This is a genomic window from Candidatus Contendobacter odensis Run_B_J11 (assembly GCF_000531125.1).
Taxonomy (GTDB): Bacteria; Pseudomonadota; Gammaproteobacteria; order Competibacterales; family Competibacteraceae; genus Contendibacter; species Contendibacter odensensis.
The window spans coordinates 1-10,335 of sequence record NZ_CBTK010000104.1; the positions used below are offsets into that span (position 1 = coordinate 1).

A 10,335-nucleotide genomic window follows, 5' to 3' on the forward strand; every position below is an offset into this window, starting at 1 on the left:
TTCAGACGTGTGCTCTTCCGATCTGTCATGCCAGCGAGCACCTTGCCCGGACCGCACTCGAACACATGGCTTGCACCACGGCGGCCACTACGCCCAGCAACCATAAAGTACGAATGGAGCGGGCGCGAGCGGTGGCCGCAGATTCAGGCGCAGGTGCCATCATTTAAGAGCATTCCAGGGCGTGGGTGATGAAGGACGACTATAGCTTTAGCGACAGATGGAACGCCGCGAGGTTCAGAAAGCTGGGGTGAGAGACCTGTGGGACAAACCTGATGAAGCGGCCAGAACATTGTCATAGGATTCAATCAAAGACCTCAGATGGAGGAAGCCCCGCGATGACGCACCACCTGCACCACACGCTGAAGTCATTCTAGGCTGCCGCCCGGCAAGGCCAGTTCTATTCGTTGCCGGAGCTGGCGAAAACCTATCCCAACGTCAACCGGCTGCCGGTGTCGATTTGTATCGTGCTGGAGATTGTTTCCCTGGGCGCACGCCGAGGGCAGAGGTGGTCCTGTTTGATTGGACAGCTTGGCGGCGTTTCTTAGGTGAAATCCGGTTATTGATGTTCATGCCACCGGCTCGTAATTTCCTTCTACATTTTCCTCTCCTTTCGGTAAAGCGATGCTCTGCGCGTAGACCTCTCCCGGTGTTTTGATGCCGTGCGCAGAGTGAGGCCGCGCGTTATTGTAGAATGTGATCCAGCGGGCGATACCTTCCCTGGCTTGGCTTCCGGTATCGAAGGCGTGCAGGTAGACGCACTCGTATTTCAGGGAACGCCAGAAACGCTCGATGAACACGTTGTCGCGCCACCTGCCGCGCCCGTCCATGGAGATGCGAATGCCACGGGCCTTCAGTGCGTCCGTGAATTCGAGGCTGGTGAACGGACTCCCCTGATCGCTGTTGAAGATTTCCGGAACGCCGGAACAGGCCAGAGCCTCTTCCAGAGCCGACAGGCAAAAGTGGGTCTCCAGGGTGTTGGACAGCGGCCCGCTCAGGACCTTGCGACTGTACCAGTCCATGATCGTCATCAGGTACAAAAAGCCCTTGCGCATCGGGATGTAGGTGATGTCCGCGCACCAGACCTGATCGGCCTTGGTCACGGCCAGATCACGCAAGAGATACGGATAGACCTTGTGCTCCGCGCCCGGATCGCTCGTGCGTGGCTTGCGGTAAATGGCCCGCAGCCCCATCAGCGCCATCAGCCGCCGCACCCGGTGACGGCCTACCTTGCGGCCCTCCCGTCGCAACTGTCTTGCCATCTGACGCGAACCGTAGAACGGATAGTCCAGAAACAGCTCGTCGATCCGGTGCATCAAGGACAGCTTTTCCACGCGCGCTCCACAGGGCCTATGGTAGAAAGTGGAGCGCGCTATTCCCAAAAGCTCGCACTGCTGAACAATACTGATCTCGCTACAGGCACGGTCTATCATTTCCCGTCTCCGGTCCGTGCTAACATTCTGCTGGAGACTTTGGCTAAAAAATCCCGTTCCATCGTAAGCTGACCAATTTTCTCGTGCAGCCTGCGGATCTCTTCCTCGTGCCCCGCGTCAGCCGACACGATCCTTCCTGCAAACACCTCCGGCGAAGCCTCAAGGAGTTGCTTCTTCCAACTGCCGACCCGGTTCGGATGCACCTCGTACTGTGCAGACAGTTCGGCTACCGTCTTGTCTCCTTTGAGCGCCTCAAGCGCCACCTTCGCCTTGAACGCAGGCGAATGATTTCGTCTCTTTCCCATAGTGGTGGACCCCTTTCTCTTTCCTGATGTCAGGATTCCACCTTAGCAACCTGTCCAGTTTTCTGGGACCACCTCTATTACACGCCGAAGGTCATGGTTTGGATTGGGAGGCGTTGACCGGCCATCCCGCACTGTTTCCATTTGATGTCCACCTGAATCCATTGGCCTTGCGCCAACAGCCTCGGTTGCAGGTGCATCGGCAGGGGGATCAAACGGATTGGGTGGAGGTTAGCACTGGATGATCCCTCACCTCGAAACACTCCTGGTAAGACATTGGATGAGGATAAAATATTGAAGATTGAGACGGCATGGGTAGCGCCACCGCCGGCGATTGGCGGCCTTGACCACCTTGGCACTCAAGCGCCTTGTGTATTGATCTAGGGGTCTGACAATCATGATTGTCAGACCCCTGCTCATAGTCCGAACGGTCTTTGCGGAAGGAATGGACAGCCAGCACTCCGGTGGCCCCCAGACCGGTAGCAGCGGCAGTGGTGATGAACTGTCTTCTCGTCATCATGGCCATACGCCTTTCCGGTTTGAATACCGAGCGTTTGAGTGGGCGAACCGCAGCGGCGATATGCCGTTGCAGGTCCGGTTGAGCGAAGGGTTAGGCTTCATGTGACGGCCCGCCCGAAAGACGGGCGTCCAGCCTGCGCCGTAACCACGGCATCGCCGCGAACACCACTAACAGGGCAAGGTACACAGAGCCAGAGACCGGGTCTCGACTGGCAATGTACTCACCGATGCCGCGACCCGCCAGCACCACCGCCAGAAGAAGCTCGGCTGCGACCAGGAACGCCAGGGATAGGGTGCCCACCCGCACCCAGCCCAGCGGAGCCACTGAGGCTCCGTACTTTCTGACGACGTGGCCAGCGGCCAGGAAGATGGCGGCGAACATGAACGGCATCTCCGCGAGTTCGGCAACGCGCTCACCCAGGCGTGGGACAAGAAAGGGCACGCGCACGGAGCCGAGCAAGAAGCCGACACCGAACACGATACCGAAGTAGAGCGCGGCAGAGGGCAAGACCCGACGACTTCGCGGACGTCCACCTTGGGGATGATTCATGGAGCCTAACCCGTGATGATGCGGTTTCCGCGTAACTCCCCGACATTTGAGGTATACGGTGACCCGCTAGGAAGTACGAAGATTATAGGCAGACGAGCCGCCTAAGCAGCATCCCGCTTGCCCACCAGAGCATTGGACGTTCCCGGCGTTCACAACCGCGCCACCCCCTGCTCCATCCGTTCCTGCCCCACATGGGTATAAATCTGAGTGGTCGCAATGCTCTCGTGGCCGAGCAACGCCTTAATGTCCACCCGTTCCGCCCCGGCGTTGAGCAGATTCGTGGCGTAAGTAGGGCGCAGCTTGTGCGGGCTGATCTTCTTGTCGATGCCCGCTTTCTGGAGCATCCCCCGCAGATAGGCCCGCGCCGCCTGCGAAGATGCCGGCTTTTGTCCCGCCGCACGGGCGAACGCGAACTCCCCGCGCGGCGGGTCTTTCAGCCAGAACCTGAACACCGCGCCGAAGGCTTCGGGCAGCGGTACGAGTCGTTCCTTGTCGCCCTTGCCGATCACCCGCACTGACGTGGCCGCACCCTCCACCAGCCGGACATCGATCACCTTCAGACCGATGGCCTCGCTGATGCGTAACCCGCTGTTGAGTTGCAGGCCGATGCCTGTTGTGAAGCGTGAACTGAAAATTTACCGGTTGATCCAGCTCCCGCCCCGATTGTGCCAACCGCCGCTCCGGTTAGCCCAGCCCCCGCCGCCTTGTCGGTTCACCCAACTGCCCCCCCGGTTGTTCCAGCCATGAGGACGGTTGATCCAGCTCCCGCCGCCCTGCCGATTCACCCAACGGCCACCCCCGCCACCCTGCCGATTGACCCAGCTCGCGCCGCGATTATGCCAACCGCCGCCCCGGTTATACCAACTCGCGGCTCCCGCAGATGAAGCCGTCAGCACCGCACCCCCTGTAAGTACCCCGCCTATCACGGCCTGGGACCACTTGCCCAAGCTGCGCAAGAACTCGCGGCGTGCCGTCGCGATCGGTTCATTGGCCGTGGAGGGTTGTTCATCGTGCGGAGGGGTCATGGGGCTACTCCAGTCGTCTGCGGTCCAGAGGTGGGAAATCGTCCTTATTGTCTACCCCGGCCCGCGAAATGTCTGGAAAATTTTATGGGTAATACCCCAGTCAGATTTTTGCGCGGCTTGCCTGCCAATGGGGAGCACCCATGTACCCACTGCCACCAAAATTCTGGCAGCCTCACCCACAGGGTTGACCACCCGTATTGATCAATAACCCTTCGGTTTTTTACAGGGACGCAGCGGACCTCAATCTCATCGAAATTTCGGTTCTGTTTTCTAGGTTCTGTTGACATTTTATCGTAACCAAATCAGTACGGCGGCGAATTGGATAAAATTCAAAAAGCGACGAACCGTTTTATCGAATCGGGAAAAGACCCGGCGAAACGGCTTCAGTTTGCCGATGCAACCCTCGACGAGGTGACGTTCTTTGTAAAGATGGCGGTCCTACTCCCGTTGCACGATGCGATGGGCTTTCGGGGGAATCACCGGGAGGATGGCTTGCCGAATCAACAAGTCCAACACCGCATCCGCGTCATAGGCTTTGTCCATGATGGCATGGGTGGCGGATGGACCGGCCAACAGCGTCGGCGCTTGAGTCACCTCCGCGACTTGGCCGGCGGTGGCGATGAACCGCAGGGGATTGCCCAAGGCGTCGACCAAGACATGAATTTTGCTGCTGAACCCGCCCTTGGAACGGCCGAGGGCCTGATCCGGCGGGTCGGCCGGGCGCGGGATGGCACCCGCCGCGCACGCATGGGCGCGCACCACCGTGCTATCCAGCAGGATGCTTTCCAGGTCAGCATCCGCGCTGAAAAACGCCCGCATGTGGTCCCACACCCGGTTTCGCCCCCAACGCGCAAAGCGGCGGTAAACGGAGTTCCACCGCCCCTGATCCGCCGGCAGCAACCGCCCTTGTGCGCCGCTGCGGAGCACCCAGAGCACCGCCTCGACGAACCGGCGGCAATCTCGCTCGTTGCCGATATAGATACCCTCTTGTTGTCGAAGGAAATTTAAAACCTTATCCCACTGTTCGTCGGACAGCTTGGCGTTCGACATGACGATTAACGCACCATTTTGATGAATGACTCTTTATGTATAAAATAAGAGACATTAAAAAGTCAACAGAACCTAGCGCAAACGGGATCGCAAGCGGTTTTCCGCTGGCCGGGCGGAGCGCGGCCCGACCGGGAATCGCTGGTGTTCAGTCAGGATCTGCCGACCGTTCTCGATATTCCTGTCGGTGTCGGCCCGGAACAAGCGGAGGGCATCGCGCTGTTCGATGGCAACGGCGGCGACGCCCGCTCCATCCTGGTAGTCTACGACGCCGCCAAGAACCGGCAACGGGACGAACGCACCGTCGAAGCCGATCTTTTCGCTTTGGCCGATTAGAGGGTCGGGGCGCGGAATGAGGGGGTTGTAAGCCCAAATCCCCGAAAATTCCGTCCGCCTAAAACTTGCGTCGCCGCATTGATGCGACTCTGGGAGCATCGGGTGGGGCTGGGAAGCTCGCAATTAATGCGATGTTCAATCGATGGTCAGTCGTGCCAAAAATTCTTGAAGCGGTCTGACGCCAGCTCGGTGTAGCGCGTGGGGTGCTTGGAGGTCGCGGTGGCCCAAGTCATGCTGGATCGCCTGCATGTCCTGGCCGTCGTTGGCCCGCTTATAGCCGGTGGCATGGTGCAGCATGTGCGGGTGGATCGAGAACTCGATGTCGGCGTGGCGACCGGCCCGCTCGACCCTCTTGCGGATGGCGTCGGCTGTCAGCGGCGCCTTACGCTCGCTGACGAACACGTAGGCCGTCTCCGGGTGTCTCGCTGCAAACGGTGCAAGGCGCGCAGCAAGGGATGGACCGATGCGATGCCGTGCTTCCGCCGCGTGACGTGAAGAAGCCCGTGCTGAAGATCGACCTGATCCCAACGCAAGCGGACCCGTTCAGACACCCGCAGACCGTGGCGGTAGGCGACCCGGATCAACGTGGCGTCCCGCGCCATGACGACCGACGCTCGCCGCCGCTGTCATCAGAATTCTCGCCCATCGAATTCGCCCGCCGTATCGGCGGCTCGTCAAACCCCGGGGCAAAAATTGATTAGATTAAGTTGTCTTTATACCATCATGTGATTCTATCAACACCTCACTCCAAGAAAGCAAAGAACCCCTCAAGGACCACACACCCCGGTCAGCACTAAATTCATTGCTAAAACGGCAGAATCACAACTTCTGCGCCCTACTGGATATCGCGATTTCACCACCGCCGACCTGCCTGGGCCCGCATCCGGTGGACGACGCATAACGGTTTCCACCGGGTGGCCGAGTGGCGGGCTGATGGGGTAACATAGAAGTTTCTTTCTTCACTTCCCTGGAGCGGTTTTCTCCCGAGGAGGAAGCATCCCCGTGTCGATGCCTGCGCCTGATTCGCACCCCCCGGACGTCCCGATTCTGCGGGCTGCCGGGCTGGTCAAACAATTCACGGGCCGTCGGGTCGTCGACGGAGTCGACTTGCAGTGCCGGGCCGGCCAGGTGCTGGGTCTGCTGGGCGCCAACGGCGCGGGCAAGACCACTACCCTGCGGCTATGCGCCGGTTTTCTGCAACCCGACGCCGGTACGATTCACGTGGCGGGGATCGACCGCCGCGCCGATCCCGAAGCGGCGGCCCGGCGGGTGAGCGTCTGCACCCAGGACGACACCTTCGATAGCGATTTCACGGTGCGCGGCAACCTGGAGCAGATGAGCCGTTACTTCCATCCGCGCCCACCGGCGGTAAAGGAACGGATCGCCGCGTTGCTGGAGCGCTTTGGGCTGGACCGCTACGCCGACGCCAAACCCGATATCCTCTCGGGCGGCTACCGGCGGCGGCTGATGCTCGCCCGCGCCCTGATTCATGAACCCCACCTGTTATTCCTGGACGAACCCACCACCGGGCTGGATCCGCAGGCGCGTCTGGAGGTCTGGGAACTGATCGATGCGCTCCGACGCGACGGTCTGGCCCTCGTCCTGACCACCCACTACATGGACGAGGCCGAGCGCCTGGCCGATGAACTGCTGATTTTGCGCGAGGGCCAGGGGGTGGCCGCCGGGTCCTCCCGCGCCGTGCTGGGCGATCTGGTCGGCGAGCATGTGCTGGTGCTGGACGCCCGCAATCCGGCAGCCGAGACGGTCCGAACCTGGGCGCGGCAGGCCGGTCTGCCGGAACCTACCCGGGTGCTCTCCACCCTGCACCTCGCCCTGGATGGACCGGGGCTGGCCCGGTTCAGCGCCCGGTTCGGCGATCTGCGCTTCGAGGTTCGCCCCCCCACCCTGGACGACCTGTTCCTGAAGCTGGCCGAGAAATCATGACGTTCCCACCACACTACCGCGCCGCAGTTCAGTGGCAGAGCCGCGCCGTCCTGGGGCGGCACCTGACCGTGTACCGGCGCAACTGGCATACGGCCGTGCTGCCGCCGCTGCTGGAACCGATCATCCTGCTGCTGGCGTTCGGGGTGGGGCTGGGCGGCTTCATCCCGGACTTCGCCTGGCGCGGGCGGCCCGTAGCCTATCTGGCCTATCTGGCGCCCGGCATGCTGGCCTACACCGCGTTCATGACCGCGTTCTTCCAGGCCCTGTTCGCGGCCTACATCCGCATGCACTACCAGAAAACCTGGGAAGGGCAGCTCATCACCCAAGTGCGTTTGGAACATGTGATCTGGGGCGAGGTGTTCTGGGCCGCCACACTGGGGACAGTCTACGCCCTGATCGTGATCCTGGTTCTGGCGGGGTTCTCCCTGGCCGGCTGGCTGCACCTGCACTGGGCCGGCGTCGTGCTGGTCGTCCCTCTGCTGTTCCTCGCCGCGCTGGCCTTCGCCACGCTGGGGCTGCTGTTCACGGCTCTGGTGCCCAGCATCGACCACATGAACATTCCCTTCTTCCTGGTCATCATGCCGCTCGGCTTCGCCAGCAGCACCTATTTCCCGCTGGAAGGCGACTCCCCCTGGACCCAGGCGTGGCTGATCCTGAATCCCTTGCATCACTTGGCGGAAGGGATTCGCTTCCTGTTGCTGGCCGGCGAATGGAACTCCCATTTGCTGGCCGCTTGTGGCCTGTTTGTGCTGATGATCGGCGTTCTCATCCCTCTCGACGAGCGGCTGTTGCGGCGCCGGGTGTTGGGAGAAGGTTGAGAGACTGTCGCAAAACTCGCCATTGATTTTGAACAAAAATTTAGCGCGGAACCCGCTTCTAGCCAGTTTTAACCCGACTCCACCATTAAGCAGATCAATAACTTGGTTTTTAGACAGCCTCTTAAAGCTCTCAAGCGATCACCAATGGCCTTGGATATTTACTGTTGGCTCACCTATCGTATGTCCTATCTGCACAAGCTAACAGAAATTCCGTGGTCTGCCCTGCAAATGCAGTTTGGCGCGGATTACGCTATACAAGGCCAAGGCCCGCGAGATTTCAAAAAGAAGTTTCTCCATCATTTGCGAAGTGTTCTCGTTCTTTACCCAGAAGCTCATGTTGAGGATGGAGAACGGGGTTTGCTACTTAAACCCAGCAGACCTCACGTTGTAAAACTGCCCCCTGTTTTACCAAGACTCAAGGCTTCACCTATTCCTGAACCGCTGTTACTACCGCTCCCACCACTACCGCTAACCGATGCACCACACCTGAAGACTTCCACTTACGAACGGGCAAAAAAAGCCGCTCCAGGATGGGATATTTACGAATTGGAACGACAATGGAGGGAGTGGATCATCAACAAGGAACCCCCCAAGAAACCCGATGCAGCGTTTATCGCCTTCTGTCGTAAGAAAGCCACTGCGGGTAAAGTTAATACGAGATAGGATTTGTCCGTCTTCGGAGGAGAGTGACAACGAAGGGATGACGACCCGTGTAAAAATAAATCGTGCTTTCTATCTTTCTTCCCTTTATTCTTACCTTGAAACTGAAAGGTAGTTTTCTATTTAGCCAGAAAGCACAATAAAACGAAATCTTGATAGCCCGATATGAAGACCCTCGTTCTCGCCAGCCAGAAGGGAGGGGTCGGGAAGACCACCCTGGCCGCTCACCTCGCCGTAGCCGCTGAGAAGGCCGGCGATGGTCCGTGCGTTCTGATCGACACCGATCCCCAAGCCTCCCTCGCGGCGTGGTGGAATGGGCGGAAGGCGGACACCCCCGCATTCGCCCCGGTCACGCCCCAAGAACTCACCCGCAAATTGGAAGCGCTGAGTCAGGCTGGGTATGCCTATGCCTTCATTGACACTCCCCCAGCGATTACGGAGTCCATCCGCGCCTGGGTGGCTCAAGCCGATTTCGTGCTGATTCCGACTCGCCCCAGCCCGCTGGACTTGCGGGCCGTAGGCAGTACCGTCGAACTCGCCTTGACCGCAAATCGCCCTTTTGCCTTCGTGGTGACTCAAGCCAAACCCAACAGCCGCTTGACCGTGCAGGCGATGGCGGCGTTATCGGTGCATGGCGTGGTTTCTCCGGCTATCGTGCATGACCGGGTGGACTATGCCGCTTCGATGATTGATGGGCGCACGGTGCTGGAAACCGACCCGAAAGGCCGCAGCGCCGCTGAAATCATCGAGCTTTGGTCTTTCGTGAAAGCACGAATGAACGAAGACAAGAAATCACGATAAAAAGAAGGAACGAAAGATGTCGAGCAAGAAAACCGCTGATTTATCGCCTTCCCTCGTCGCGGTCAAAGGTCAAGCCACTCCGGTTCCCCCGGCTTCACCGCCCCGGTTACCGGCCAGTGCCCCGCTGAATTTCAAAGTGTCGGTTGAATTTCGCCGCCGCTTCCGTCAACGGGCAGCGGGAGCTGACCTCAAGTTGAATGAGCTGTTGCGGGAGGCGCTAGACGCATGGGAGCAAAAGCGTGGGCTGACATGAGAGGATAACCGCCATCTACTTAGAGCAGTTTGACCGATGAGAGGTCATCCTTTTCGTAAAGTTATTGATCGAATGTTATGCGGATTGTTTCAAAGAAGCGGGACGAAATGCGGTATCGAGCGGAGATCGTGGCAGGTGCCCTTAAAGTGTCTGAAAGCCGGGTGGTAGCGGGGTTGTTGCTTCGTGGTGTCTCCGATCAGGAATGGCGTCAAGCGATCTACAAGGATAACCTCCTCCTGACCCGCAGCCCCAAGACCGCCCAGCGCTTCTCCATCCTCATCCGAGGTCGCCTTTCGCTCGTCGAGGCTCCGCTTTGGAAACTGATCCGAGACGGTTCGATGAAGGAAGCCACGCACGCCTGCCTAGCGGCGGCGGTCAAGGCCAGCCCGCTGCTCGGCGATTTCCTGGATCTGGTGGTGCGAGACGCTTACCGAAGTTTCAAGGAAACGCTCTCGCAGACGCTCTGGACCGATTTCATCGAGGATTGCCGGGGCCGTGATCTCACGATGCCGCTGTGGCGTGAATCGACCCTCCGCCGGCTCCGTTCATCGGTGTACTCGATCCTGGCCGAAGCCGGTTATATCGACAGCCTTTGTACATGACAAAAAAGATAACTTATTGAAATTGTGGTAAAATATTGTCTTTCTCAC

General features: G+C 59.3%; 13 protein-coding genes and 2 pseudogenes. 9 read left to right on the forward strand and 6 right to left on the reverse strand.

Going from position 1 to position 10,335, the window contains the following annotated elements; genetic code table 11:
• Positions 1-566: 566 nt before the first annotated feature.
• Positions 567-1,735, reverse strand: a protein-coding gene (locus tag BN874_RS08240; RefSeq protein WP_420886115.1) for an IS3 family transposase whose coding sequence is annotated in 2 segments (ribosomal slippage) — positions 567-1,457 and positions 1,460-1,735 — 1,167 coding nt in all. Because the reading frame shifts where the segments join, the coding sequence is not laid out codon by codon here.
• 394 nt (positions 1,736-2,129) lie between these two features.
• On the opposite strand from BN874_RS08240, the gene BN874_RS08250 reads away from it, so the two are divergent.
• Positions 2,130-2,357, forward strand: coding sequence for a hypothetical protein (locus BN874_RS08250; protein ID WP_154724815.1), 228 nt, complete (start codon positions 2,130-2,132; stop codon positions 2,355-2,357).
• Here BN874_RS08250 and BN874_RS08255 read toward each other — a convergent pair.
• From BN874_RS08255 to BN874_RS08270, 4 genes are all read right to left on the reverse strand, one after another.
• Positions 2,343-2,801, reverse strand: a complete 459-nt coding sequence (locus BN874_RS08255) for a hypothetical protein (protein WP_051497587.1) — start codon at positions 2,799-2,801, stop codon at positions 2,343-2,345. The two genes, BN874_RS08250 and BN874_RS08255, sit on opposite strands and share 15 nt — an antisense overlap.
• A 149-nt stretch (positions 2,802-2,950) precedes the next feature.
• Positions 2,951-3,436 (reverse strand): tyrosine-type recombinase/integrase, encoded by a 486-nt coding sequence (locus BN874_RS08260; RefSeq protein WP_081756237.1) that lies wholly within the window; start codon positions 3,434-3,436, stop codon positions 2,951-2,953.
• Positions 3,437-3,826, reverse strand: a complete 390-nt coding sequence (locus BN874_RS08265; RefSeq protein WP_034432011.1) for a hypothetical protein — start codon at positions 3,824-3,826, stop codon at positions 3,437-3,439.
• Between the two features lie 438 nt (positions 3,827-4,264).
• The gene (locus tag BN874_RS08270) at positions 4,265-4,876 is read right to left on the reverse strand and encodes an IS5 family transposase (RefSeq protein WP_051497589.1); all 612 of its coding nucleotides are present in this window, start codon (positions 4,874-4,876) and stop codon (positions 4,265-4,267) included.
• A gap of 93 nt (positions 4,877-4,969) precedes the next feature.
• On the opposite strand from BN874_RS08270, the pseudogene BN874_RS08275 reads away from it, so the two are divergent.
• Positions 4,970-5,209 (forward strand): annotated as a pseudogene (locus tag BN874_RS08275) (DUF3616 domain-containing protein); the annotation flags it as partial.
• A gap of 135 nt (positions 5,210-5,344) precedes the next feature.
• Here the strand turns inward: BN874_RS08275 and BN874_RS08280 are convergent.
• Positions 5,345-5,760, reverse strand: a pseudogene (locus tag BN874_RS08280) (tyrosine-type recombinase/integrase).
• On the opposite strand from BN874_RS08280, the gene BN874_RS25505 reads away from it, so the two are divergent.
• The 7 genes from BN874_RS25505 to BN874_RS08310 all read left to right on the forward strand — a co-directional run bounded on the left by BN874_RS25505 (position 5,665) and on the right by BN874_RS08310 (position 10,287).
• Positions 5,665-5,910, forward strand: a complete 246-nt coding sequence (locus BN874_RS25505; protein ID WP_230314365.1) for a hypothetical protein — start codon at positions 5,665-5,667, stop codon at positions 5,908-5,910. The pseudogene BN874_RS08280 and the gene BN874_RS25505 sit on opposite strands and share 96 nt — an antisense overlap.
• 406 nt (positions 5,911-6,316) lie before the next feature.
• The gene (locus BN874_RS08285) at positions 6,317-7,153 is read left to right on the forward strand and encodes an ABC transporter ATP-binding protein (RefSeq protein WP_195912141.1); all 837 of its coding nucleotides are present in this window, start codon (positions 6,317-6,319) and stop codon (positions 7,151-7,153) included.
• Positions 7,150-7,971 (forward strand): ABC transporter permease, encoded by an 822-nt coding sequence (locus BN874_RS08290; protein ID WP_034432013.1) that lies wholly within the window; start codon positions 7,150-7,152, stop codon positions 7,969-7,971. Before BN874_RS08285 ends, BN874_RS08290 begins: the two co-directional genes overlap by 4 nt.
• Positions 7,972-8,115: 144 nt before the next feature.
• A complete protein-coding gene (locus BN874_RS08295; RefSeq protein ID WP_154724817.1) occupies positions 8,116-8,634 on the forward strand; it encodes a hypothetical protein in 519 nt (172 codons plus the stop codon).
• 162 nt (positions 8,635-8,796) lie between these two features.
• Entirely contained in the window at positions 8,797-9,432 is a 636-nt protein-coding gene (locus tag BN874_RS08300) for a nucleotide-binding protein (protein WP_034432015.1), read from the forward strand.
• A 16-nt stretch (positions 9,433-9,448) separates the two neighbouring features.
• Entirely contained in the window at positions 9,449-9,685 is a 237-nt protein-coding gene (locus tag BN874_RS08305) for a hypothetical protein (RefSeq protein WP_034432016.1), read from the forward strand.
• Between the two features lie 107 nt (positions 9,686-9,792).
• Positions 9,793-10,287 carry a DUF1819 family protein gene (locus BN874_RS08310; RefSeq protein ID WP_081756239.1) on the forward strand — a complete coding sequence of 165 codons (495 nt, stop codon included), beginning with the start codon at positions 9,793-9,795 and terminating at the stop codon, positions 10,285-10,287.
• Positions 10,288-10,335 lie beyond the last annotated feature (48 nt).